This window comes from Klebsiella huaxiensis, assembly GCF_003261575.2.
Taxonomy (GTDB): Bacteria; Pseudomonadota; Gammaproteobacteria; order Enterobacterales; family Enterobacteriaceae; genus Klebsiella; species Klebsiella huaxiensis.
In genome coordinates this window covers 2,114,507-2,139,882 of sequence record NZ_CP036175.1, presented here as the reverse complement: position 1 = coordinate 2,139,882, position 25,376 = coordinate 2,114,507, and the positions used below count along the sequence as shown (strand labels likewise).

Here is a 25,376-nt window from a genome sequence, read left to right as displayed (position 1 = left end):
AGTCTCCATAGTACGTTCCCTAGTACCCGGAGAGGAATATAAGTCAAATATATCAATTAGATACACATATAAACGAAGGTGAATACAGGCTTTGGACGATATAGGCGTTTTTCATCTTTTGAATCTTGATATAGCGTCCGGAATCCGGAGCGGGACTAAAAAACACCCTTTGCATCATGCCCTCGAGCATATTGTCGGCATCCCTCTTCGAGACGGTGGTATTGGTCAGGTGGTAAATGTTATTTTCTTTCTTTTCATAATTGAAATGGTACGATCTCTGAACGTTGTACCTCACGTCATCGACCACCACCTTTCCGGACACATCAAAATACCCGGAGTTGTTTCCCCTCATAAGCAAGAAAGTTTTAAAGTTTGCGTCAAAACCAGATGCGCCGGATTCAATCCTCAGGTTAGCCGAGCAATCAAAATCACTTTTGTGATGAAAGAAATACATTAGCCAACCAAAAACAACAGCAATAAACAAAGCAAAAGATAATATATAAATGTTTCTTTTATTAAGTTTACTTTGTAATTTCATAATCTGGCCTATAGTAGTTCTCACATGAATAAAAATATTTCTTCTTTGCGTTCGAGTATAAGCAGTGGGCCAAAAACCCTCTTCCCTCATAACCTTTTAATACCGACTCAGAGACACTAAAGTAGAAAACGCCGTTGCCTGAGCAATGCATTCCCTGCTTTGCGACAAGCTGCTGGGCCAGATCCATCATTTTCTGCTTTTGTTCACCCGGTATAGCGCTAAAACTTCTGACCGGGCAAGAATCAATATCCCCGAGGTAATAGACCTCGTCCTGATCTGCCGAAAAAAGTTGGCGATAAAAATCACTTTTAACGCTTAAGAGAAGGAGAACCAAAGTGCATAGCGCAAGAAACGCGTAACTAGCGTTTTTCACTACGCCCTTAGAAGATTTAAATTTTCCCTTATCTTCGCTGCTGTTGCCGAGTAAATCATCGTTCCCAGTATTGCTTTCGCTGCCCACTGCGGGAGTCGAATTATCGACTATTTCGATAAGAATGCTTTCAGATACCCTGAACCCAATTTTGGGCACGGTAACAATAACCTCTTCAGGACACCCCATATTCCTGAATACGGCTCTCAGGTCCGAAATATACTTATTGAGACTATGGCTGGAAGTTCGTAGCCCATGCGCATCCCAGACTTTTTCAAGGATCTCATCCCGATAAACCACACGCTCCCTATGGTCTAAAAGGAATTTAAGCAGGCGACTTGTTGTGGCTGTTAGCGCGACGTTAGAGTCATCATCGAGCCATACCAGCCCGTCATCACTCCTGAAATGAATCGTACCTTGAATTTTGTAGATCATATACTAGCCTTTCAAATAATCTTCAGACGCACACAATCCGCATAGATTTGGCATAAACAGCATCTTATGCTGAATTCCATTATAATTTTCTTATAAATTAGATTATAACATCTAAAAATCGAAAAAACAAAATACATATAACCAATAAAAAATTCAGTGGTATTATTGTTCTCATCGAAACAAGGGGGCAGCCTGACTTATCGGAGCTCACCTTCCACTGGAGACAACATGGCCACGCCGCGATAAGCAGAGATAAAGAAGCCTGCTGCTGCGGTGAAGATTAAGAGACAAATACATAAGCATAAAATAATAACATCATGTAACTAATTTCATGATAACACATAGCATTTATGGTGGTATTTTCCTCTTCAGGATTAGATGCCCGGAGCGGAATATGAAGATATTTTATATGAGTATAAAAGAACAAAAATATGCTCTTAGCGTACTAATGATAAGAAACACTGGAAAGCAGGAAAGAATATTCCCTAAGAAAATTCCAATATAAAGAATATGCCTATTGTTTTACGTAAAATGATAACTAAATCCTATCATTTTATTTATATAAAAGTCGTTATGGACATTGAAATTTGAGATTTTAAACCACCAGATAGCTAGTTTAGCAACATATAACCCTGCAATCTGTGTGTTTAATAGCCATTAAATCCTTTAGCTTATCTGCTGCGTGTCTCATAACGATATGCGATGGTAGATTACTCCTAATTCGCTGAATGGTTTTAATAACGATGAGTTAAAGGTCAACCCAAGGATGAGATTGCGTTCAGATATGAATCTATCAACTAATATTTTATCTAAGGATAAATATTTTACCCGGGGCCTTATTGAACTGCTTGGGGTAGAGTTTATTGACAATTTCTTTTTGATTATAGACCTGGACTCCAATGATCTTTCAGGCTCGGAGTGGATTTATTTTTCGAATAAGAACATTGTTGCCTTTGCATCCAGCGACTTAGCCTTTTATAAGTCGGAGCTGTTTGAAAAAATAACAGTACTAGACAAAAAGAGTAACACAAAGAGCATCCTGAATTTCTTCTTAAAGAAAGAGATGTCGGGAAACTATCATACTAAATTCCATCTGAGTCTGCGTGAAAAGCAGATATTAAGTATGTTAAGCAGAGGGGAAAGCAACCAGGAAATAGCAGAAGAATTTGGCGTGAAACTTAAGACTATTTATACGCATCGCCGCAACCTGATGAATAAACTGGGTTGTAGAAATAGGATTACGTTTCAAAAATTATTTTTTAACAACAAATGTTTTTTTAAGTGAAGCACCGCTTCAGGATTATTTAATCAACAGGAGATTTACCATGAACAAATTAGCACTCATCGTTATTTCAGCATTGTCCCTGAGCTCTGCAGCGGCCCTGGCAGCGGATGCCACGGTGAACGGCGGGACGGTGCATTTCAAAGGTGAAGTGGTTAACGCAGCCTGTGCAGTTGATGCCGGTTCTATCGACCAGACCGTTCAGTTAGGCCAGGTTCGTTCAGCACGTCTCGCTACCGCGGGCAGCACCAGCTCTGCAGTCGGCTTTAACATCCAGCTGAATGATTGTGACACCACCGTTTCCGAAAAAGCGGCCATCGCTTTCACCGGCACGGCGATTGACAGCACCAACCCAACCGTACTGGCACTGCAGAACTCCGCTGCGGGCGGCGCGACTAACGTCGGCGTGCAGATCCTTGACCGTACCGGTGTGCCACTGGCGCTGGATGGTGCAACCTTCGGTGCGCAAACCACTCTGAACGATGGCACCAACGTCATCCCGTTCCAGGCTCGCTACTTCGCGACAGGTGCAGCCACTGCGGGTACTGCTAACGCTGACGCTACCTTTAAAGTGCAGTACGAGTAATTTCTTCATCAGGCAGGGAAGCACATCGGGCCAGGATGGCCCGTTATCCGAATTAAGACTGGGGTGATAACGATGCAAAGGATGAAGTCAGGTCTGTTGATATTTTTGCTCCCACCGCTGGCGCTGGCCGGTAACCAGTGGGACATCATGCTGCCCGGCGGTGGCATGCGTTTCCAGGGGCTTGTCATTGCCGAGTCATGCCGCGTTGAAGCGGGCGATCGGCAGATGACGGTCAAGATGGGGCAAATCAGCAGCAATCGGTTTCATTCTGCGGGCGAGGATACCAATCCCGTCCCCTTCGACATTCACCTGCAGGAGTGCAGTACCGCCGTGAGCCAGCGCGTTGGCGTGGCATTTCACGGCGTCGCGGACGGTAAAAACCCGGACGTGCTCTCGGTGGGCGAAGGACCGGGGATCGCCACCGGTATTGGCGTGGCCCTGTTTGATAAAACAGGCAATCTGATCCCACTCAATGCGCCACCAGCATCATGGACACAATTGCACACGGGTCCGACTACCCTGCATTTTGTCGCCAAATATCGTTCCACCGGGAATCAGGTCACCGGAGGAGCAGCAAATGCTCAGGCCTGGTTCTCCCTGACCTACCAGTAATCAGTACCGGTAACAGGAATAACAGTGAGTAAGAAAGAGGTAAGCATGAAAAATACACTGGGTACTATGCGCGGGATGCGCGGTTTACTGGCAGGACTTTTACTGATCGCCACCACCGGTTTCGCCGCGCAGGCGCAAGCTGGGGTCGCGCTGGGTGCAACTCGCGTCATTTATCCGTCCGGGCAGAAGCAAGTTCAGTTGGCAGTAACCAATAACGACGAGAACACCTATCTGATTCAGTCCTGGGTAGAAAATGCTGATGGCGTGAAAGACGGACGTTTTGTTATCACTCCGCCGCTGTTTGCCATGCAGGGGAAAAAGGAGAACACCCTGCGCATCCTTGATGCCACCAATAACCAGTTGCCACAAGACCGGGAAACCCTGTTCTGGATGAACGTCAAAGCTATCCCGTCGATGGACAAATCGAAACTCAGCGACAATACCCTGCAGCTGGCGATTATCAGCCGCATCAAGCTCTATTATCGCCCGGCAAAGCTGGCGCTGCCGCCGGATCAGGCTCCGGAAAAGCTGAAGTTTCGTCGCAGCGCGGGTTCGCTCACGCTGATTAATCCGACGCCTTATTTTCAGACGGTTACCGAGCTCAATGCCGGAACCCGCATCCTGAAAAATGCGCTGGTCCCGCCGATGGGCGAAACCACCGTCCAGTTACCCTCCGATGCAGGTAGCGAAATTACCTATCGGACGATCAACGACTACGGCGCACTGACTCCGCGTATGAAAGGCGCTATGCAGTAACTGAACGGGGAGCCGCGCTCTCCCCCCTGAACTGAAAATATACTGATTGCCGGGCGACTTTGGACCGGAGGGACTATGTCACATCTGAAATATGGACTCGACTGTTTGGATACCCGGCGCATTGCTCCAGGATCTGCGCGCATATTCGCGCAGATCCCTCTTGCCTTTTTACTTGCCTCACCAGCCTTTTATGCACAGGCGGAACTCTATTTTAACCCGCGTTTTCTGGCGGACGATCCCGCAGCCGTAGCGGATCTTTCCGGTTTTGAAAAAGGCCAGGAGTTGCCGCCAGGTACCTATCGCGCAGATATCTATCTGAATGACGGGTATATGACCACCCGCGATGTCACCTTTAATGTCGACGAAAAAAACCACGAACTGGCCCCCTGCCTGACGCGTGGGCAGCTTGCCAGCATGGGCGTCAATACGTTGGCCATTGCCGGAATCGACGTACTGGCAGCGGACGCCTGCGTGCCGTTGACCGAGATGATAAAAGACGCCACTACCCGCTTTGATGCCGGGCAGCAGCGGCTCTGGATAACCGTTCCCCAAGCATTTATGGGCAACCGCGCCCGCGGCTATATTCCGCCTGAGCTCTGGGACCACGGAATTAACGCCGGACTGCTGAACTACAATTTCACCGGCAACAATGTCCACAACGACGTGGGCGGCAGCAGCAACTACGCCTACCTGAACCTGCAAAGCGGCCTGAATCTGGGCGCCTGGCGCCTGCGTGATAACACCACCTGGAGCTACAGCAGCAGCGGTAGCTCGTCGATCAGTGAAAACAAATGGCAGCACGTTAACACCTGGCTGGAGCGTGACATCACGCTGCTGCGCTCACGCCTGACGCTCGGCGACAGCTATACCAACGGCGATGTTTTCGACGGCATTAACTTCCGCGGCGTACAGTTAGCGTCCGACGATAACATGCTGCCGGATAGCCAGAAGGGCTTTGCCCCGGTAATCCACGGGATTGCCCGCGGCACGGCCCAGGTCTCGGTGAAACAGAACGGCTATGAGATCTACCAAAGTACGGTACCGCCTGGTCCGTTCACTATTAACGATCTCTATGCCGCAGGCAGCGGCGGCGATCTGCAGGTGACCATCAAAGAGGCAGACGGCAGCAGCCAGGTCATCAGTGTCCCCTACTCGTCGGTCCCGGTGCTCCAGCGCGAAGGCCATACCCGCTATGCCGTCACTACCGGTGAATACCGCAGCGGCAGCACCCAGCAGGAAAAACCGAAATTCTTCCAGGGCACCCTACTGCACGGGCTTCCGGCTGGCTGGACGCTGTACGGCGGCACCCAACTGGCGGACCGCTATCGCGCCTTTAACCTCGGCGTGGGTAAAAATATGGGCGAACTGGGTGCCTTGTCTGTGGACATCACTCAGGCCAACGCCACTCTGCCCGATGACAGCGATCATCAGGGGCAGTCAATACGCTTTCTGTATAACAAATCGCTCACGGATACCGGCACCAATATCCAGCTGGTGGGATATCGCTACTCCACGCGCGGCTATTTCAGCTTCGCCGATACCACCTACAATCGGATGAGCGGCTACAACGTCGAAACGCAGGATGGCGTGGTTGAAGTGAAGCCGAAGTTCACCGACTACTACAACCTCGCTTACAACAAGCGCGGCAAGGTACAGCTCAGCGTCACCCAACAATTGGGTCGTACCGCCACCCTCTATCTGAGCGGTAGCCATCAAACCTACTGGGGCACCGGCAAGGCCGATCAGCAGCTACAGGCTGGACTGAACGCCGCCGTCGACGATATTAACTGGACGCTGAGCTACAGCCTGACCAAAAACGCCTGGCAGCAGGGGCGCGATCAGATGCTGGCGGTTAACGTCAATATTCCGTTCAGCCACTGGATGCGCTCGGACAGCAACTCCGCCTGGCGACACGCCAGCGCCAGCTACAGCATGTCAAACGATCTCAACGGCCGGACCACCAGCCTCGCAGGCCTGTACGGCACGCTGCTGGAAGATAACAACCTGAGCTACAGCGTGCAGACCGGCTACGCGGGCGGCGGCGAAGGCAACAGCGGCGCGACTGGCTACACCGCGCTGAACTACCGTGGCGGCTACGGCAACGCCAATATCGGCTATAGCCGCAGCGACGGCATCAAGCAGCTTTATTACGGTCTGAGCGGCGGCGTACTGGCCCATGCCGATGGCGTCACCCTGAGCCAACCAATGAACGACACCGTGGTGCTGATTAAAGCCCCCGGTGCTGACAATGTGAAAGTGGAAAACCAGACCGGGGTTCAGACCGACTGGCGAGGTTACGCCGTGCTGCCTTACGCCACCGAATACCGGGAAAACCGGGTGGCGCTGAATACCAACAGCCTCGCCGATAACGTCGATCTGGACGATGCGGTGGCCAGCGTGGTCCCGACCCACGGGGCGATTGTCCGCGCTGAATTTAAAGCTCACGTCGGGCTCAAGCTACTGATGTCGCTTATCTATAACGGCAAACCGGTCCCCTTCGGCGCGCTGGTCACCTCGGACAGCAACCAGGGCAGCAGCATCGTCGCCGACAACGGCCAGGTTTATCTGAGCGGGATGCCGTTGGTCGGCAAAGTGCAGGCGAAATGGGGTGAAGGCCCGAACGCCAGCTGCGAAGCCGACTATAGCCTGTCGCCGGAAAGCCAGAACCAGATGCTGAGCCAGCTATCAGCCGAGTGCCGCTAAGGAAACCATGATGATGAGAAAAACCCTTTATCTGCTGTGCGCCGTCCTGTCGCTGGTGGTTGCCAACGCCAGCGCGGCGGACAGCACCATCACCATCAGCGGTTACGTTCGCGATAACGCCTGCGCAGTCGCCGCTGAATCAAAGGATTTTACCGTTGACCTGATGGATAACGCCGCAAAGCAGTTCCATGCGCCTGGAGCCACCACGCCCCTGGTGCCCTTTCGCATCGTCCTGTCGCCCTGCGGCAGCTCGGTCACGGCGGTGAAAATCGGTTTTGTTGGTATTGCCGATAGCATCAATACCGACTTGCTAAAACTCGACGGCGGGGCAACATCCGCAGCGGGCATGGGCGTGCAGATCCTTGACGCGCAGCAGACAATGCTACCGCTTAACGCCACGTCAGCCACGATCCCATGGACCACGCTGACCCCCGGCCAGACCAACACGTTGAACTTTTATGCCCGGTTGATGGCCACTCAGGTACCGGTGACCGCCGGACACGTAAATGCAACCGCAACATTCACTCTCGAATTTCAGTAACCGGAGGCGCTGATGAAATTTACCCACACCGGATGGCTTCTGGCCGCGATGCTGGCAGCGACCGCCCCAACACTACAGGCCGCCGACGTCACCATTACCGTTAACGGTAAAGTGGTGGCCAAACCCTGTACGGTTTCCACTCTTAACGCCACCGTTGATCTTGGCGATCTTTACACCTTTAGTCTGGTGTCTGCCGGCTCCTCTTCCCCGTGGCACAGCGTAGCGCTCAACCTGAGCAACTGCCCGGTCGGCACGTCGCGGGTCACCGCCAGCTTCAGCGGCACGGCAGATGCCACTGGCTACTACAAAAATCAGGGTACCGCAGGAAATATCCAGCTTGAACTGCAGGATGACGGCGGTACCACGTTGAATACCGGCGCGAAAAAAGAGGTCCAGGTGGATGATGCAACCCAGTCCGCCAGCTTCCCGCTACAAGTCAGAGCGCTGACGGTCAACGGCGGGGCCACCCAGGGAACTATTCAGGCAGTGATTAACGTCACCTACACCTACGCCTGAGCCAGGAGAACAGAGTAATGAGAAAAATATTAACCCTGCTGATGACGCTGCTGCTGGCGGGCTGGTCGCTAAACGCCTGGTCATTCGCCTGCAAAACCGCAGCTGGCGTCACCATCCCCATCGGCGGTGGTACAGCGAACGTTTACGTCAACCTCGCTCCAGCGGTCAGCGTCGGGCAGAACCTGGTGGTAGATCTCTCAACGCAGATTTTTTGCCATAACGACTATCCGGACACCATGATCGATTATGTGACGCTACAGCGCGGCTCGGCATACGGCGGCGTGCTGTCGAGCTTTTCCGGTACCGTCAGATACAACGGCACCAGCTATCCGTTTCCAACCACCAGCGAAACGGCGCGGATGACTTATGATACCAAGATCGATAAACCCTGGCCTACGGTCCTCTACCTGACGCCCATCAGCACCGCAGGCGGGGTGGCAATTTCCGCCGGGTCATTAATCGCCGTGCTAATCCTGCGTCAGACCAACAACAAGGATAACGACGACTTCCAGTTCGTGTGGAATATTTACGCCAACAACGACGTCGTGGTTCCGACGGGCGGCTGCGACGTTTCTGCCCGCGATGTGACGGTGACGCTGCCGGAATACCCCGCTTCGGCCGCAATTCCGCTGACGGTTTACTGCGCACAAAGCCAGAATCTGGGTTATTACCTCTCCGGCACCACGGAAAACGCGGCTAATTCGATATTTACTAATACCGCGTCGGCCTCCCCGGCCCAGGGAATTGGTGTTCAGTTGACGCGTAACGGCAGTGTCGTTCCCGCTAACAGCCTTGTGTCGTTAGGATCCGTGAGCACCTCAGCGGTCAGCCTGGGATTAACCGCCAACTATGCACGTACCAGTGGACAGGTGACGGCGGGCAACGTGCAATCTATTATCGGGGTGACCTTTGTTTACGAATAATTCGCCCATACCAGACTGCGAGTCGAGGGGGGATTATATCTTGTCTCCCTGCTCGCTGGCCGCCACGGGACTAGTCGCCATGATGATTGAAGGCGGGATGCCGCCCGTGGTGCTGTCCTCTGACGACCTGGTGATACCCGTCAACACCCACGTTCACCGTATCGTGGTGTTTTTGCCCGACGCGCCAGGCAAGCTCCTTAGCACACTACGGCAAGCCGCAGACCTGCTGGAGCACTCCGACATGCCGCTACCAATGTTGCTCCTTAGCCGCAGCCCGGCCAACTGGCTGTGGCACACACTGTTGCATCAGGTTACAGACCGGCATCTGCTTTCTGAAGTGCGTGCCGCCGCCTCCGACCTCCCCGTCTCCTGCCTGTCAGCACTGCTTCAGGACCACATTCTCGAGAGCTATCCTTTACTTGAGCAATTATCAGACGAAGAGGCACAAGTTCGTGGAAAACGCCCCGGCGGGCTAACCAGGCCGGAGCTCAACGCCATTCTTGGTTTATTCAGTGAATACAGCGCTATCGTCCAGGCAAAACGCCGCGGCATCAGCCACAAAACCCTCTACAACCAAAGAACTGCAGGACTGAAAAAGATGTTGGAACACCACCCTCAGCTGGCCGCTTGTTTTCCCGGCGGTCATCTCAAAGGAACGACAAATGAAGCCCTCAACGCGCTGTCCACTTTTGAGCGCGAATTTGTGCATGCTATTTACAGTCGGCAAATTTTCCCGGTTTTCCAGCCGATCACCGATGAGCATCTGCAGGTACGGGGAATAGAGATCCTTTCCCGCTGGCGTCGGAATGGCGATGTACTGCTTGCCGGCGATTTTTTGCCACAGGTACATTCTGAGTACGCATGGCTGGTACTGACCGCGTTTGTGCTTCAGGAGGCGGTACAGAATATTAATCAGCATCCTGGCGAGTGTTATTTCTCGGTGAATATTCCCACCGCTATCGCCAACAATGAAAACCTGATCAGAATGATGGAAACGGCGCGTCAGCAGCTACGTCATCCCCGAATGTCTGACCGACTAGTGCTGGAATTTGCTGAAACCATAGACCCTAATCAACATGGAAAAATAGCTGAAAATATCGCCCGACTACGCAAGCGCGGCTTTCGTATCATGTTGGATGACTGCTTTTCACAAAGCAGCGTGATGTTTCCGGTGCGCACGGTCATATTCGACGCATATAAGTTAGATATGAGTATTGTGAAAGATATGCAGTGCGACCTGCACGCGCTGACTCTGATAAAGAGTCTGATCTATTATTGCCAGCTTACCGGTAGCCGCTGCATTGCCGAAGGCGTAGACAGCCAGGAAAAATTCAACCAATTACGTGCACTGGGAATCAATCGCTTTCAAGGATATTACCTCTCGCCACCGGTCAGCAGGGACAACGTGGCGGATCTTATCCAGAAAATCTCACCAGGGGTTAACTATCAATCCTCCGGCGTGTATTGATAAAACATAAACAGATCAGCGGCCCGCTAACGGATTCATCCTAATAATATCCCAGCACAGCAATAATCCATGCACACCCGTCAATCCACCAATACGGGACATCAGGCGGTTTTTTAAGATATTAACATATCGCGGTGAGCATCCGGTTTTCAGTGAAATTTCCTTCAGCCCTCCGCCCTGAAGCAAACTTTCAATAATACAATACTCGCTGCGGCTAATCCGTATATTTAGCGATCCGCTACTAGCGTTGAAAACACACTGTAAAAAATCGCCAATAGAAATATTTTCTGGAATAACAACAACCTCATGAATATCGAGCCAGTGCTGTCCCCGACTGAATAACCCAGGGGGAGATAAAACCAGCACATTCCCCTTGCACATCCCCAATTCATTTAAAATCGTTTTTCGTAGCCGAATACATCTCACCGACAGGATAATTAAGGTCACCGGGTATTGTGCTATTCTCTCCCGAAGCTCGCTAAGATTACCCCCTTTTTCATCCAGCAAGGTGGTATAACATGCAGCAACTTCAGTGACGGTCTCAGTTAATACCGAAAGAATACCGTTCCCCAGATAATAATTGTCGGTAATAATATGATATGACTTATCTCTTACGGGCATCACTCGCCTCCCATGATTATTCTGCCAGCTAATCGTAAGTCACATACATGTTCACTTTACCCGTTACAGGTCCGGTGTAGTTAGCTCCAGAACGCGTCACGGCAGCATTCTGGACATAGCGGGCATGGAAAGCCGCCGTGCCAAAAGAATCAAAAGCGGGTGTCAGAGAAACAAAAGCGCCGTGGCTTCCGGTATCCGTTATTGTCGTATTATCAACATTCACCTTACTGCCGTTGTATAACATTTCAATTTCCAACCCCTCAATCTTGCTTCCTCCGGCAGTATCATACAGGCTGATATTCTTGTTGCTGGAAAGCGATGTACCGGTATCTTCGAATCGAAAACGAACATGATTTACTTTACCCGAACACTCAAGAGAGAGATTAACCGGCACCTGCGCACCGTAGGCTGGCGCACCGGTATAATTAATCACGTCTGCCGCCCAGCGCCCCATCGGTAAAGTGTAATCCGTGTTTTTCAATTGGCAGGCTGGAGGAATAATAGTAATTCCGCTGCCATCTAAAAAACCGTTTAGCGTATTCTGAATACCGGCGTTAATATTTGCCGTAACGCGAAACACAGCGGAATTGTTAACCTTCAATGCGCCGTTATACTGTATGGTACCTATTTTAACCAACGCCATTCTGATGGACATACTGCCAGTTATCGTTGGATAGGTATTATAGCCATCACTTGGTCGTCTGTATTTAGTAATTTGTTGCGACATGCCATTACTAGAGTATCCCGCAACAGTAAAATCAATCTCAGTATTGGCACCTAGCATATCTTGATATGTAGGCGCGGTGTAATAATTAGTATAATACTTACATAATGTCGATACACCGCCACAGGCAGTATAATCCGCTTGTCCTGCTGTGTTAAATCGCCCCCAGATTTTCAGTCCAAATCCAGTATCGCTAAGCGGTATATATCCGCCGCTATTATAGGTAAGTATAATTCTGTTCAGGGGTGCGCTATCCGTGTCCAGTCCCCAGGCCGCTGAGCCATTAGACGTGCAGGAGACAATAAAATCGGAAAACGCCGCGCCGTAGCCCCAGGAGTATATCTCCGTTCCATTCGGAACATCGTTGCCTACCACAAAGCTCCGCGGAATAGTCATCGGCCTCTCATCAGGCAACGTCACGCTGCACCAGGCTGCGGTTTGCCCAATCAGGGCCCCGTTTGACCACACAGCTGTCGCACTATAGGTTACTGCGTATACCGATGCAGCAGGAAATACGCACAGACAGGCCAAGGTCGTCAGTCGCTTCATAATCCCACCACCAGGTTATGTTCTTTGCCTGCGCCGCCCCAGTCGTTCATTCCACTCCACGTCACGCTGATGCTGTTGCCCTTAATAGACGATGGCAGTTCATAACGTTCACTTCCTCCCGGTGGCACCATCAGATACTTATCGTCCAGACGTTTTGCCGTACCCAGCCCTTTTACCGAAAGCTCACCGAAGCTGACATAGTAAACGCTGGGGTTCGTCGCCCGCAGCCAGCGCTTTCCGTCCGCCTGCTCCATTCGCCACGTCAGCTTTGACGGTGCATCGACATTCCCCTGGGCATCCAGCCCCGCTGGACGAACAAATACCTTCAAGCGACTGCGAATCGCAATCACCAGGCTATTGCCATTATCATCGGCTTTAGGCGGGATTTCCTGCAGGGACAGCCAGTACACAGACTCCTTGTCCTGAGGAATATTGCCTTTCATCACCACCAGACGAAGCTTGCCATTCTTTTTGCCCTCAAGTTTCATCACCGGCGGGGTCAGCACCAACGGGATATCTTTATCTTTTCCGTCGGTATCCTCCAGCCAGGACTGCACCATGTAGGTTTCCGTACTCTCATTGACAATTTCCACCGGCGTTTCCCGATCTTCGGCATAGGCCACGATACGCGTTAGCTGGGGACGAACCGCTGACTCTGCTGGTACGGTTATTGCGCCAGCCACTAACATTACGCCCAGTATCGATTTGGTGTTGATCATCATGCTTATCTCCCTTCATCCTTTTTATGCTGCCGTTTGTGACTTAACGTCATCAACGGCAGTTCACAGTTTGTTTCTTGTACCAGTCTTCCGGTGACTGGCGTCCTTCAGGCAGCGCAAGTAGCGTAAAGCTGCACTGCTCTCCCTGCTGCTTACCCCATACAACGCTCAGCTGCTGGTCATTACGGGCATCGAGGCCGCTCAGATAAGCCTGGCCGTGATTGCCGACAATCCCCGCTTCCTCTTTTTCCCCTGCCAGGTACACCATTGCACCGAGCGGGATTTTTTTATGGCTTTGAATATCCACCATCGCGCGGCGACCGACGCGGGTAGCAAATTTCAGTAATACCGCCGCGCCTTCGCTAGGCACGACCCGGCGGGAAGACTCCTTCAGTTCAACATTTTGTGATTTGGCGCTACGACCGGTATCCAGACTGATGTCGTTGTAACGATACGGCGTCAACCAGGTCACCATGGCGTGACCAAAATAGTCGGTCTCAGCATTACCCGCCCCTGAGACGCTGATACCTGATGCGCCAGGCGTTTCAATAATGGCAACCGTGTTGCCCAACTGCGGGGAAAGCACTACCCCACCGCGATACAAGGTGACACCGCCGCTCATGCCAGCCGAATACTGGCTATGACCGCTGCTGTGGCTCATCCCCCCGGATATGCTGGCCAGACTACCGTTGTAGCCCAGCGTTCCCGACTGGCTATACTCCCCATGCACATCGCGCATCACGTTGGCGGAATAGTTGACCCGGCTGTCCAGGGCGCTACCGGAATAGCCCATCGACTGGCTGTACTGATTATTACGATCGCGATTAATGCTGTAGTTAATGGAGCCATAATCACGGCTGCGCGCGTCAAAAATGCCCAGCGGCAGGCTAACGGACAACCCTATTTGGGTATCTGAATTATTGGTATCCCGGGTCCTTGTCAGAGACAGAGAGACGCTGGCAGAGCCTATCGTGGTCCCGGCGCCTCCGCTAATCGAGGTGCTTTTACGACTGGTCCCGTAGTAGCGGTCCTCACTCATCCCCAGATAGAGACTGCCGTATTGACTCAGGCTTTGGTTGAGAGTCATCTCCACCCGGCTGCGTTTACGCTGCATCCACTCTGAATCGCCCCAGGAATATCCCCCGATACGCTCATAGCTCTGGCGAGAAAGAAACTCCGGAAACTCCAGGAAATCAGCAGAACGGTACTGATAGCCGAGGATCTGCAAGGAGGTGCCCGTCGCATCAAAGTGGCGGGCATATAAAAAGCGTACCGCCGAACCATCGCGAATGTTGCCTTCACCCCAGGTTTCCTTATGCCGGGCATGGGCAATTTCGGTGGAAAATGCGCCAATGCTCCCCACGTTCCACGCCACTCCGGCAGAAAGAGACTGATACTCTTCAGAGATCAGGGAGGAACCGCTGAGGGTGAATTTTTCCAACCCGTACTCGAGGCTTCCGCTCGTTAACCAGGGCTCTTTCGTGCCGTGCCCCTGATTGCGATAGCGCCCTAACGCCAGGCTATAGCGTGAGGCCCCTGGTCGTATCATGTTCGGCAATGCGGTATAAGGAACATGGAATACCTGTACCTGACCATCCGACTCTTCGACGGTGACTTCCAGGTCAGCGCCCACCTGGGCACTGTACAAATCATCGATGGCAAAAGGCCCGGGCGTCAGGGTGGTGCTGTAGATAATATTTCCACGCTGGCGAATCACCAGGCGCGCGTTGGTTCTGGCGACGCCACGCACAACCGGAGAGTAGCTGAACTGATTATCCATAGACATTTTTTGACTGGTGGCCAGCGATACCCCGGTCATCGGAATAGCGCCAACCATGTACCCTGATGTATCAGTATAAATCTCACCGGCCTGCAAGCTGCTGCGCAGAAGCGCAATATCGCGGCTCAAATAAGAACGATCATGATTCGACTCCCAGCCGCTTCCTGGGTTGCGATAAAAGGAGTCAATGCTGAACAGCCGCCAGGCACCAAGAGAGCCGATGGTATTCAGGTTAAGATAGGCGCTGCGCGAAGTGGTATCATCGCTGTCCCCGTTTTCACCCGAATAACCCTTGGTTTTAGTCGTATAAAAATAACCGTTATAGCTGGTTCTCAAGCTCGGCACACCATGGTCCCACTCCGCTGGAGCAATCATAATAAAACGCTGCTTATCAATTGCCTCCTGCGGAACCGTCAGGTTCAGTACCTGCTGCGCGGCATCATAAACCACTGTGGATGAGGGGATCTTCTGCTCCACACGTTCGCATTCTGTTAACGCGTCTTTCCCGGTAGTGGCCGCATCATCATATAATTCAATCTTGATTCCCAGCGCCTGCAACTGTTCGCGCGAAAGGCAAGGGATAACCCTTTGTTTGCCGTTGTCGACGAAACGAACCTCCATATGCTCGGCCAGATTTTCGTTTACTCTGATGTCGACAGGTTTCATTCCCGGAGTGATGGCATCACGCCAGATAAAAACCTCTGGCGATGCCTCACCTCTGTCCCTGCGTAAAAAGACCTCTTCAAAATCTGTGTCAGCCAGAGTACTTGTGGCCACACAACCGAAGACACAAAGAATTCCCGGGCGAAGCCATCCTGCAGAGAAACACCGGGAATTCTTTCTGTCCGTGGCGAATGAAGACGGGCTTGCTGTTGGCATTCCGTTACCCTCTTTACTGTATTATTGTTTTTCGTGTTGCCGATTCTGGTCTGTCAAACACGCCGCTGCGTAATAAAGAAACAGCCTGCCCAAACAGGCGCAGGCTGTGGGTCATCAGAAGTAAGAGATGGTGTAGTTGGCAGTGCCGGCAACCGGGCCTGCAGTGACGCTGGTGCTCAGGGATTTATACGCCGCGACGAAGTCCATATTGATAGCGCCAGAAGTGGATGGCAGCGTATAGCTGGTTGCCAAAGAAGTACCACCGTTCATGTCAATCTGGGTACCGCCAGAGGTCAGGATAGCAACAGCTACATCAGCCGCACCTGACGGTGCGGTGTTACCTGCCACGTACGCGTCGCCTGCTGGTGCGAAAGGTGTATCAAACACAGCACGGACGTTTGCCAGGGCGCCAACTGCCGCACAACCGGTCAGTTGAATCTGGAACGCGGTATGGCCCAGATAAGTACCTGATGCAACGTTCAGAGCCGGAGCCGGAACGGCAGGTAATGTAATAGTCTGGTTAACCGCAGGTGCACCGCCGCCTACTGATACACCGGCAACCGCAGTACAAGCGCTCGCAGTAACGGTGCCTGCAAACGTAATCGTACCGTCAGCCGCCATCGCGCCAGTGGAAAGCATTGCTGAGGCCGCAACCACAGAAGCAAAAATACGGTTTAATTTCATGGTAAATACTCCATTATTTATATTTTACAAAAACCCTGACGACCACTGCTTTAAATGTGGCTAGGGCAACTTAAAATCACTTAGAAAATGAATCCAGTAGTGATAATTAATACTACGAGTGACAAACAGGTATTTTATTCCCACTCACACCTGAAAGTTCTGTAATGAGATTAATATCCCGACAAATGAGCATTGCAGTACGATTGCAATCGGCCATTCCGTAACGCATAACCTCTTCCCGAGTGACGCGGTAGATATAATCTCTGGTGAGATGTGAGCAATTTGCCACATCTTCTACCGACGCCCCTTTGGTTATCAAATCAAATATATTACGTAGTTGTCGTGTTTTACTCTGATACTTAACTTCCGTTATTCTGGCCATCCTGATTAACGAGAGTAAATCTTGTATCGAAACCGATGCATTCACTAACCATGGGAAATATGTTCTCACAGACCGGAATACCGGGACGTCCACGAGGATAAAAACCCGACACAGCTGCAACGAACAAAAACGCATAAATTGGGTGCGATAGCGATGATTTGAAATATAGAGAACAACAACATCGCCAGGAGAAATACTTAACCCTTTAATATCAAATGGTAATTTCACCAATTCCACGGCATGTCCATCCAGTTCACTGAGCCATTCCACGCCGGACAGAAAAAAGCTATTATCTGATATCAAATGATATTTCATCCATGTAATCCTTTATTTGTTATCCCATCCAAATCATTAACAGAAAAATACCCCGTTACCTGATGAATTTATTTGTAACACGATGAACTCATTTTTATCAATCGTTTATAACGATCGACAAATCATAAAGTGATAGATATTAACTATTGGTAAGGATGCATTGATCGTTAATTACAATTAAAAATTAATTAGCAATATTTACCATTGATATGAATCAATATGCTTTGCTCTTATTTGTTGAAATTTCCTTTAAAATCAAACAATAACAATAAAAAAACAAACAGAAAAAAGCTTATCCCCCCATCATGTTGGAAGCAATACAATACGTAATTGAAGAGTTTCCTTCATTAAATCGATGATTACAGCCTAAATAGTTAATCAATAATTATACTTGAGAATAATTATCTGGACTATTATTCCTAAGATAAAATGCATAATAAATAATATATATTTCGGTGACGTTTTTTTCCCGATTAAACATTCAGATATAATTGATGTCGAATTCTTAAGCGCAAGACAGGATGGAATTATATTTATCGGTTGTAATATGACCATTCTCTGCCCATATAAACCATTTCATTACAGGAGAAGCGAGGAACATGCCGCCAGAAGATGGCGCGATGCAAAAAATTGACCAGGGAAGCTGTTAGCTGAGCATATCCTGGACCACCGCGGGAAAGTTATGGATGGGAAAGTTCTCAAACATAGCTAATTTTGACAGACGCCAGCGAGCGTCCGATCGGGCCTGCAAATACGACAACCTCATCAGGTTGTACGTTTTCTAAAGGCCCACACATGTGACGCGCCGCTGCTCGTTACAAGTAGTCTGGTCAGCAAAAAGGATGGTTTCGGTAAACCACTACCAGCCGCAGACGTTGGTCTCTTCATCAGACTCGTAGCCGCGCACGATGTTGATCAGGTCTTTAACCGCATCAGCGGCGATGGTCGGATCCTGCAACTCAGCCAGGGTAGCGAATTCATTGTCTACCGATACACCATTATTATTGTTGGTGACCGTCAATATAAACCCTTTTCCTCCAGCATTATCCGCGGACAGCGTAGAAATAAGCTCCGATACGGCTTGCACGGCGATGTCAGGGACATAAAGCGCCATCGGCTTAAGATAGACTTTCTCTTTTTTATCTTTATTGTTGCCGTTAATCACCGCTAATGAGTAACCCAGATTTTCACTGTTCATCTTCTTCCTTAGCCCTCAATAAGAATTTTAGGATCGACATAAAAATCGACATTAAAAACGGTATCCTCCGTTAACGCCTCAATGCAGTGCCATTTTTCGGGCGGGAAAACGCCAAATTCACCTTCGGCAATAGTTAACGTTTCCACCGGATCGGCGCTGGTCTCATCAGCAAAGCCCAGATAGCGTATCGCCCCTTTCATTACCGACAGCCGTGGATAGACTCCCTGCCGTGTCCCGGCATCAAGATGTCGTTTCCAGATTGACGCCGGAGCGGTCTCTTTGGTCCACAGCGGCGTGCTACGGGTATGCACATAGTGGGTCGGGATAATGATTCGCTGCATGATTCTGCCTCTCTTTACGCACTATCAGTACGATCGGGAACGGGAAAATATGTTGCATATCATATACCCCTTTCAATCACTGAGGGGATTATTTTTTGGCAAACTTTGCACCTACCCCTATTTATACCCACCAGGAGTTAGGTACTCACTAAAATAGATACGAGCGATTCTATAAAATCGAAGTCGCCCGCAAAAACAAGATAATTTAATTATTCCCAGATGAGTTCAGCGGCCCGGGCTTACCAATTAAATATCCTTGCACCAGATCGCATCCTAATTTCTGTAACGACTTCAGCTGCTCTTCTGTTTCAACACCTTCGGCAACGATGCGCATATGCAAGCTTTTACCCATGCTGATAATCAAGCGGACGATATCGAGATCATCTTTCTGACCCGGAATATTAATCACAAATGAACGATCGATTTTTATCTTATCAAAGGGGAAATAACTCAAGCGGGATAGCGATGAATACCCGGTACCAAAATCATCAATAGAAATTTGAACGCCCAGTTCGCGCAGTTGGCTGAGGATCTCTAAGGAACGGGTGTTTTCGTTAAATACATCCGACTCGGTAATCTCCAGATCGAGGCGGAGTGGATCGAGCCCGGTACTTTTCAGTATCGAAATGACGGTATCGGTCAGCGAACTGTTAATAAGCTGAATGGGCGAAACGTTAACCGACACCTTGAGCGGCGATGACCAGCTGGCGGCCTCCCGGCAGGCGGTTCTGAGTACCCACTCGCCCAACGGGTTAATCAGGCCAATTTTCTCAGCTACCGGGATAAATTCGCTCGGCGATACGCTACCGCGCAGCGGATGAAACCAACGGACAAGCGCTTCATAACCGTAGATTTCACCGTTAATCGTATCGGCAATGGGTTGGTAGTAAACCCTGAACTCACCTTTATCCAGCGCCTGCAGCAGATCGTCTTCAAAGGATTTATTCTCCTGCAAACGCTCAAGCATATCGGGACGGAATATCTGTACTTTGCCGGAACCCTCTTTTTTCGCTTCGTACAGCGCCAGATCGGCACACTTGTATAAATAATCGGTACGGCTCTCGCCATCAGAAATAACAATCCCAATGCAAGCGCCGATATGGATCAGCGAATCATAAATCTGATACGGCTGGCTGATTTTTTCGCGAATGATATTCGCCCGCTCCAGCGCCATCTCCTCGCTTAAATCATGCGAAACAAGCGCAAACTCATCGCCCCCCAGCCGATACAGGGTCTCTGACGTTTTGCGAAAGAAGGAGAGACGGCTGGCTAAATCCTGCAAAAGCTTATCCCCGGCATCGTGGCCCTGGGTATCATTCACATCCTTAAAATTGTCGAGATCGAACAGCATCACCACCGCCGAGCCGTTATAGGGCCGGACCTGGTTAACTATCTCCTGCAGCCGTTGCCAGAAAGAGAGTCGGTTGGGCATACCGGTCAGCGAATCATGATAGGCGTCGTACTGCAGCCGACGGTTCTGCACCTGCAGTTTCTCTTTTGATGTCTGCAGATCGTTGGCCAGTAATTTCATCCGCACATGAGCACGGCGCAGCGTATTATTTTGCCGCAACATTAGCAGACCCAACGTGATACAGAGGGTAATCAACAGGATAGAAATGGCCGAATAGATATAATACAGATTCTGTATTTTATCGTGGGTCAGATTAACAATATTGATGTCCTGAGCGAGCGAGGTTGACGCTATTGAGGTCATAGGTCCGTCCAGCGTACTCATTTCGCGCAGTAGCGGTTTTAACTGCGCGGTCGTCATGGTATCCAGTTGCTTATCCAACTGATTCAGGATACGTACCAGGCGGGCAACCGTTGCCTTACGCTGCGCATCTTTACCAATAAACTTTCCCAGATCGCCCTGCTGTAGCAGCGCAATCTGGCTCATCATAATTTCCAGGCGCAGGCGCACCTCATCGCGATCACTCCCCTCAACGCCCATCCCCATCGCACTCAGCCGCGCTTCAAGGCGCATGTACTCGGAGACTATTTGTGAGACTGACCACGAATCGGTGTAACGCGTTAATTTTTGCAGCTCACTTTGTCGCTCATGTACCAGATAGGTAATGTATCCGGTAACAATGAAAAGCGACAAAATAATGGCAGTGAGTATTCGATTCAAGATCAAACCCTTACTCAATTATAATCTTCGAAACCTGCCATGCTGAACGGGAATAATAGATTTGATTCTGCAATTCCGGGCTGCTGTCATAGGGGTAAACAATAAATAAAGGCCCTTTATCGCGAATGCGCATATATTCGCCATTCATTTTTAAAGCCAAAATAACAGGGAATTTTTGAAAATCATCAAGCGGAACGATGGTGGTATAATCATTTAGCGCCAGCACCCTGGCGGACTTACCTTTAGCACCGACTAAATCCATGAGTTTACTAAGGGAAACCCCGTCAAAGCGGACTTTCCCGGAATACCATGGCGTCGTGGTCACTGTCGTTTCCATGCCCAGTTTTTCTAATGCTGCGACATCAAAAACGGCCGTATCGCCTTCATTCGTATTCCCAATCAGCCCGGAAATAGTTAAAACGGGTTTCCCCACAGGCATCGGCAGTTTTTCTGCAAAAGCGGAAGGCAAAACCATGACACAAAATAAAGCTGCAAAAAATAAACGCATTTAACTCACCATTCCGAAATTGGAGACATGTTAATTGTAAACCATTTGCGTGAATTCTTAAAAGATGTCCCCATCGAGACTAAAAAATAAATTAAAGACAATAAGCCAACTCTTAAGCTCACATTCTGAGCAGCCAGGAAGATCGTTGTCCTTTCCTCTGTCCAGGTGCTATATGCCTTTCAGAACAAAGCCCAAGTAAAAATCTTTTCTCTTTTCCATCAGCGCGGTAGTCTCAATAGAACGCTAATCAGGAAAGCGTCTCATTCCAAAAATTATAAATTCAGCAACAGACAGGACAAGTATGGACTCAACGCTCATTTCTAATCGCCCCGGCAAGGAGGCAAACTCACTCAATCGCGCCCGCAGGGCGGCCTGGGGCAGCTTCGCCGGGGCCGTGGTCGACTGGTACGATTTTCTCCTCTATGGCATTACCGCCGCGCTGGTTTTTAACCGGGAGTTCTTTCCGCAGGTCAGCCCGGCGATGGGCACCCTGGCCGCCTTCGCCACTTTCGGCGTAGGTTTCCTCTTCCGCCCGCTCGGCGGAATTATCTTCGGCCACTTCGGCGATCGCCTTGGGCGCAAGCGTATGCTGATGATGACCGTCTGGATGATGGGGATCGCGACCGCCTGCATCGGCCTGCTGCCTTCGTTCAATCAGATTGGCTGGTGGGCACCAGCGCTGCTGGTTCTACTGCGTGCCGTGCAGGGTTTTGCGGTAGGCGGTGAATGGGGCGGCGCGGCGCTGCTGGCGGTAGAAAGTGCGCCAAAAAATAAAAAAGCGTTCTACAGCAGCGGCGTGCAGGTGGGCTACGGCGTCGGCCTGCTGCTCTCTACCGGCCTGGTGTCGCTGATAAGCTCTTACACTACTGATGAACAGTTCCTGAGCTGGGGCTGGCGTCTGCCGTTCTTGTTTAGCGTGGTGCTGGTGTTGGCGGCGCTGTGGATCCGTAACGGCATGGCAGAATCGGCTGAATTCGAACAGCAGCAGCGTGATCAGCAGAGTCAAACGAAGAAAAAGCGTCTGCCGGTGGTAGAAGCTCTGCTCCGCCATCCGGGCGCTTTTTTAATGATCATCGGTCTGCGCCTGTGCGAACTGCTGACGATGTACATCGTCACCGCCTTCGCACTGAACTACTCCACGCAGAATCTTGGCCTGCCTCGCGAACTGTTCCTTAATATCGGCCTGTTAGTCGGTGCCATCAGCTGCCTGACCATTCCCTGCTTCGCATGGCTGGCGGACCGCTTCGGGCGACGTCAGGTGTACATCACCGGGGCGTTGATCGGTACGCTTAGCGGTTTCCCATTTTTTATGGCGCTCGAAAGCCAGTCCTATTTCTGGATCCTGTTTTTCGCGCTGATGCTGGCGAACATCGCCCACGATATGGTGGTTTGCGTCCAGCAGCCGATGTTTACCGAGATGTTTGGCGCCAGCTACCGCTATAGCGGGGCCGGGGTGGGATATCAGGTCGCCAGTGTGGTTGGCGGCGGCTTTACACCGTTTATCGCCGCCGCGCTGGTCACCTTCTCAAGTGGTTCATGGCACAGCGTCGCTATCTATTTGACCGCAGGCTGCCTGCTCTCCGCCCTGACGGCGATGTTGATGAAGCCCAGTCGCCACGCTGAATAGTCGTTAAGGAGGCAAAATGACTCAGGACTCTCGCGGCGAGGCATGCTGGCCGACGCGTTTTAATCACCAGCTTCTGCCGATTCAATATTGCTCCGACCCGACGCTGGCGGAGCAGCCGCTGTTTGATCGGGCTATTAACGGGGAAGCCGTCGCTCAGCTATGGCAGGCTCCGCAGGGGTTTGTGGTCCCCGGAAGCTACCGAAAGTTCACGGAACTGGCGGCGATAAGTAAGCAATTTGCCCGTCAGGGTTGGCCGGTCTGGCTGCGCCGCTCCGGCGGCGGGCTAGTGCCGCAGGGGCCGGGGATTATCAATCTCAGCCTCGCCTGGCCGGTTTACCAACCGCTGGGCGACGCGGCAGAGCCGATTTATCTGTTCCTCTGCGGCCTGCTTCAGCGCACGCTGGCAACTTTTGGCGTCGCCAGCCACTTCCAGGCGGTGAGCGGTTCGTTTTGCGATGGCCGCTACAATCTGGCCTGCGGTGAAGGCGAGCAGGTGCGTAAAATCGCTGGTACGGCTCAGTATTGGCGACCAATGGCTGGGGGTAAAGGCCATGTGGTCCTCGCCCACGCGGTGATATTGCTGGACGCCGATCTCTATGCAGCGCATCAGGCGGCGAATGCCTTTGAAGCGCATCTGGGCAGCGGTCGAATCTACCGCACCGATAAAACCGTGGCCCTGGCGGAGCTTATCCCTGAAGAGGCTGATGTGCTCCCCCGCTTTCGCGAGGCGCTGGTGCAAGTGCTGCAAAACATCAGCTAAAAGTGGTCTTCAGATAGCGGCTAAAGGTCTCTACCGCCCGCGATACCCGCGGCGTGTAGGGGCGAATGACGTAAAGATTTTCCGCAAACACATCCACCGGCTGCCAGCCCGGCAACAGTTCCTGTACCAACCCACGGCCAATCGCCTCTCTGGCGCTAAAATCCGGCAATAATGCAATTCCCAGCCCAGCCAGCACCGCATCGCGCAGGGATTCACTGTTGTTGGTCGAAAACGGCCCCTGCACTTTCACGCTGACTCGTTCATTGCCGCATTCGAAGGTCCAGTGCGGGCTTTGCGGCCCACGCGGATAGGTCAGGCAGTGATGCTGGCGCAGCGCGTCTGGCGAGTCGGGGCGACCAAAGCGACGAATATAATCCGCCGAGGCAACAACCAGGGTTGCCGTCCGACAGAGTGGCCAGGCCACATGGGTCTGTGGCAGCAGTTCGCGACGGCAGTGGCGAATGGCAAGATCGAATCCTTCGCTAGCCAGCGACACCAGCCGGTCGGTAACTTCCAGTTGTAGATGAAGCTGTGGATGCTCATGCAAAAAGGGCGTGATAGCCGGGACCAGTTGCTGGCGCGAAAAGGCCACCGGTGCGGTTAGCCGTAGCGTTCCGCGCAGTGGCCCGCCTTCATCATCGCAGGTGCCGGTGAAAATCTCGCGGATCTGCCCGAAAGGCTCGTTAAGCTCCGCCACCAGCCGCAACCCATCTTCGCTTAACGTGACGCTGCGAGTGGTTCGGTGCACCAGCGCCTTGCCGGTCACCCGCTCCAGTTCGCTGATCTTCTGGCTAATGGCGGACTTACTCACCGCCAGCTTTTCAGCCGCACGGGTGTAGCTTTTTTGCTCCTCCAGTACCGTTAGCCAGTACAGGTGAGTCCAGTAAATTTCCGGGCGGATCTCGTTCATGCCGATTGTTCATGTAGGAAAACAATGAGTTCAAATATAGCGGTTTTTACCCGCATCAGCATGGGTTAGCATCACATTCATCGCTCGTTAATCCAACAACAAGGACCACCTGCCATGCCGTTACTGACGTTTGATATTTTTGAAGGCCGTAGTGAAAGCGAGATAAAAACCCTGCTGGATGCGGCTCACCGCGCCGTGGTGCAAGCATTCAAAGTGCCTGAGCGCGACCGTTACCAGATTGTTCACGAAAACAAAGCTCACCATATGGTGATTGAAGATACCGGACTGGAACTAACGCGCAGCAAAGAGGTGGTAGTGGTGAGAGTTTATACCAGCCCGCGCAGCGAACAGCAGAAGCAGCTTTTCTATGCCACTCTGCAAGCTCAATTGCAGGAGCACTGCGGACTGAGCGGCGATGACCTGATGATCTCGGTGATAAGCAACCACAAAGGCGACTGGAGTTTTGGCCGCGGCGTCGCACAGTATATGACCGGCGAGCTGTAGTCGAGCGGAAACGG

The 25,376-nt window shown here is 51.3% G+C and carries 25 protein-coding genes; 12 read left to right on the top strand and 13 right to left on the bottom strand.

The annotated features are described in order from the left end of the window. Window positions 1–52: 52 nt before the first annotated feature. Together DA718_RS10135 and DA718_RS10130 are read right to left on the bottom strand one after the other, a co-directional pair. Window positions 53–538, bottom strand: coding sequence for a FidL-like protein (locus tag DA718_RS10135; protein ID WP_112216567.1), 486 nt, complete (start codon window positions 536–538; stop codon window positions 53–55). After that, window positions 522–1,343, bottom strand: a complete 822-nt coding sequence (locus DA718_RS10130) for a winged helix-turn-helix domain-containing protein (protein ID WP_112216568.1) — start codon at window positions 1,341–1,343, stop codon at window positions 522–524. The genes DA718_RS10135 and DA718_RS10130 overlap by 17 nt, the downstream gene beginning before the upstream one ends. A gap of 784 nt (window positions 1,344–2,127) precedes the next feature. On the opposite strand from DA718_RS10130, the gene DA718_RS10125 reads away from it, so the two are divergent. The 9 genes from DA718_RS10125 to DA718_RS10085 all read left to right on the top strand — a co-directional run bounded on the left by DA718_RS10125 (window position 2,128) and on the right by DA718_RS10085 (window position 10,730). Next, entirely contained in the window at window positions 2,128–2,628 is a 501-nt protein-coding gene (locus tag DA718_RS10125; protein ID WP_110275407.1) for a helix-turn-helix transcriptional regulator, read from the top strand. A 40-nt stretch (window positions 2,629–2,668) separates the two neighbouring features. Further along, on the top strand, window positions 2,669–3,211 hold the full coding sequence (gene fimA, locus DA718_RS10120; protein ID WP_110275408.1) for a type 1 fimbrial major subunit FimA: 543 nt from the start codon (window positions 2,669–2,671) through the stop codon (window positions 3,209–3,211). Window positions 3,212–3,283: 72 nt separating this feature from the next. Continuing rightward, entirely contained in the window at window positions 3,284–3,823 is a 540-nt protein-coding gene (gene fimI, locus DA718_RS10115; RefSeq protein ID WP_130624362.1) for a type 1 fimbrial minor subunit FimI, read from the top strand. Window positions 3,824–3,889: 66 nt separating this feature from the next. Then, the gene (locus DA718_RS10110; RefSeq protein ID WP_376767697.1) at window positions 3,890–4,579 is read left to right on the top strand and encodes a fimbria/pilus periplasmic chaperone; all 690 of its coding nucleotides are present in this window, start codon (window positions 3,890–3,892) and stop codon (window positions 4,577–4,579) included. 75 nt (window positions 4,580–4,654) lie between these two features. Further along, window positions 4,655–7,282, top strand: coding sequence for a fimbrial biogenesis usher protein (locus DA718_RS10105; protein WP_112216570.1), 2,628 nt, complete (start codon window positions 4,655–4,657; stop codon window positions 7,280–7,282). 13 nt (window positions 7,283–7,295) lie between these two features. Beyond that, window positions 7,296–7,823, top strand: coding sequence for a type 1 fimbrial adaptor subunit FimF (gene fimF / locus DA718_RS10100; RefSeq protein ID WP_167492865.1), 528 nt, complete (start codon window positions 7,296–7,298; stop codon window positions 7,821–7,823). 12 nt (window positions 7,824–7,835) lie between these two features. Then, a complete protein-coding gene (gene fimG / locus DA718_RS10095; protein WP_112216572.1) occupies window positions 7,836–8,339 on the top strand; it encodes a type 1 fimbrial minor subunit FimG in 504 nt (167 codons plus the stop codon). A gap of 17 nt (window positions 8,340–8,356) precedes the next feature. Continuing rightward, window positions 8,357–9,262 (top strand): fimbrial protein, encoded by a 906-nt coding sequence (locus DA718_RS10090; RefSeq protein ID WP_112216573.1) that lies wholly within the window; start codon window positions 8,357–8,359, stop codon window positions 9,260–9,262. Beyond that, window positions 9,249–10,730, top strand: coding sequence for an EAL domain-containing protein (locus DA718_RS10085; RefSeq protein WP_407657793.1), 1,482 nt, complete (start codon window positions 9,249–9,251; stop codon window positions 10,728–10,730). Before DA718_RS10090 ends, DA718_RS10085 begins: the two co-directional genes overlap by 14 nt. A gap of 15 nt (window positions 10,731–10,745) precedes the next feature. Here the strand turns inward: DA718_RS10085 and DA718_RS10080 are convergent, their stop codons facing one another. From DA718_RS10080 to DA718_RS10035, 10 genes are all read right to left on the bottom strand, one after another. Further along, window positions 10,746–11,351, bottom strand: coding sequence for a hypothetical protein (locus DA718_RS10080; RefSeq protein ID WP_130624361.1), 606 nt, complete (start codon window positions 11,349–11,351; stop codon window positions 10,746–10,748). 28 nt (window positions 11,352–11,379) lie between these two features. Then, window positions 11,380–12,624, bottom strand: a complete 1,245-nt coding sequence (locus DA718_RS10075; RefSeq protein WP_112216575.1) for a fimbrial protein — start codon at window positions 12,622–12,624, stop codon at window positions 11,380–11,382. Next, window positions 12,621–13,346, bottom strand: a complete 726-nt coding sequence (locus tag DA718_RS10070) for a fimbrial biogenesis chaperone (protein WP_112216576.1) — start codon at window positions 13,344–13,346, stop codon at window positions 12,621–12,623. The genes DA718_RS10075 and DA718_RS10070 overlap by 4 nt, the downstream gene beginning before the upstream one ends. 49 nt (window positions 13,347–13,395) lie before the next feature. Then, complete coding sequence (locus DA718_RS10065) at window positions 13,396–16,002, bottom strand: fimbria/pilus outer membrane usher protein (protein ID WP_112216577.1); 2,607 nt, start codon at window positions 16,000–16,002, stop codon at window positions 13,396–13,398. Between the two features lie 114 nt (window positions 16,003–16,116). Beyond that, the gene (locus DA718_RS10060) at window positions 16,117–16,686 is read right to left on the bottom strand and encodes a fimbrial protein (protein WP_112216578.1); all 570 of its coding nucleotides are present in this window, start codon (window positions 16,684–16,686) and stop codon (window positions 16,117–16,119) included. A 112-nt stretch (window positions 16,687–16,798) separates the two neighbouring features. After that, complete coding sequence (locus DA718_RS10055; protein ID WP_112216579.1) at window positions 16,799–17,383, bottom strand: hypothetical protein; 585 nt, start codon at window positions 17,381–17,383, stop codon at window positions 16,799–16,801. Window positions 17,384–18,242: 859 nt separating this feature from the next. Beyond that, window positions 18,243–18,581 (bottom strand): DUF1869 domain-containing protein, encoded by a 339-nt coding sequence (locus DA718_RS10050; protein ID WP_110275567.1) that lies wholly within the window; start codon window positions 18,579–18,581, stop codon window positions 18,243–18,245. Window positions 18,582–18,589: 8 nt separating this feature from the next. After that, complete coding sequence (locus tag DA718_RS10045) at window positions 18,590–18,922, bottom strand: TehB family protein (RefSeq protein ID WP_112216580.1); 333 nt, start codon at window positions 18,920–18,922, stop codon at window positions 18,590–18,592. A 205-nt stretch (window positions 18,923–19,127) separates the two neighbouring features. Continuing rightward, window positions 19,128–21,053, bottom strand: coding sequence for a putative bifunctional diguanylate cyclase/phosphodiesterase (locus DA718_RS10040; RefSeq protein WP_112216581.1), 1,926 nt, complete (start codon window positions 21,051–21,053; stop codon window positions 19,128–19,130). Window positions 21,054–21,063: 10 nt separating this feature from the next. Then, a complete protein-coding gene (locus DA718_RS10035; RefSeq protein ID WP_110275423.1) occupies window positions 21,064–21,561 on the bottom strand; it encodes a putative pterin-binding protein in 498 nt (165 codons plus the stop codon). A 301-nt stretch (window positions 21,562–21,862) separates the two neighbouring features. On the opposite strand from DA718_RS10035, the gene shiA reads away from it, so the two are divergent. Together shiA and DA718_RS10025 are read left to right on the top strand one after the other, a co-directional pair. Beyond that, on the top strand, window positions 21,863–23,188 hold the full coding sequence (shiA, locus tag DA718_RS10030) for a shikimate transporter (RefSeq protein ID WP_112216582.1): 1,326 nt from the start codon (window positions 21,863–21,865) through the stop codon (window positions 23,186–23,188). A 16-nt stretch (window positions 23,189–23,204) separates the two neighbouring features. After that, the gene (locus tag DA718_RS10025) at window positions 23,205–23,948 is read left to right on the top strand and encodes a lipoyl protein ligase domain-containing protein (RefSeq protein ID WP_112216583.1); all 744 of its coding nucleotides are present in this window, start codon (window positions 23,205–23,207) and stop codon (window positions 23,946–23,948) included. Here DA718_RS10025 and DA718_RS10020 read toward each other — a convergent pair. Further along, window positions 23,941–24,858 (bottom strand): LysR family transcriptional regulator, encoded by a 918-nt coding sequence (locus DA718_RS10020; protein ID WP_110275426.1) that lies wholly within the window; start codon window positions 24,856–24,858, stop codon window positions 23,941–23,943. The two genes, DA718_RS10025 and DA718_RS10020, sit on opposite strands and share 8 nt — an antisense overlap. Window positions 24,859–24,972: 114 nt before the next feature. On the opposite strand from DA718_RS10020, the gene DA718_RS10015 reads away from it, so the two are divergent. Continuing rightward, on the top strand, window positions 24,973–25,362 hold the full coding sequence (locus DA718_RS10015) for a tautomerase family protein (protein ID WP_112216584.1): 390 nt from the start codon (window positions 24,973–24,975) through the stop codon (window positions 25,360–25,362). Window positions 25,363–25,376: the final 14 nt, after the last annotated feature.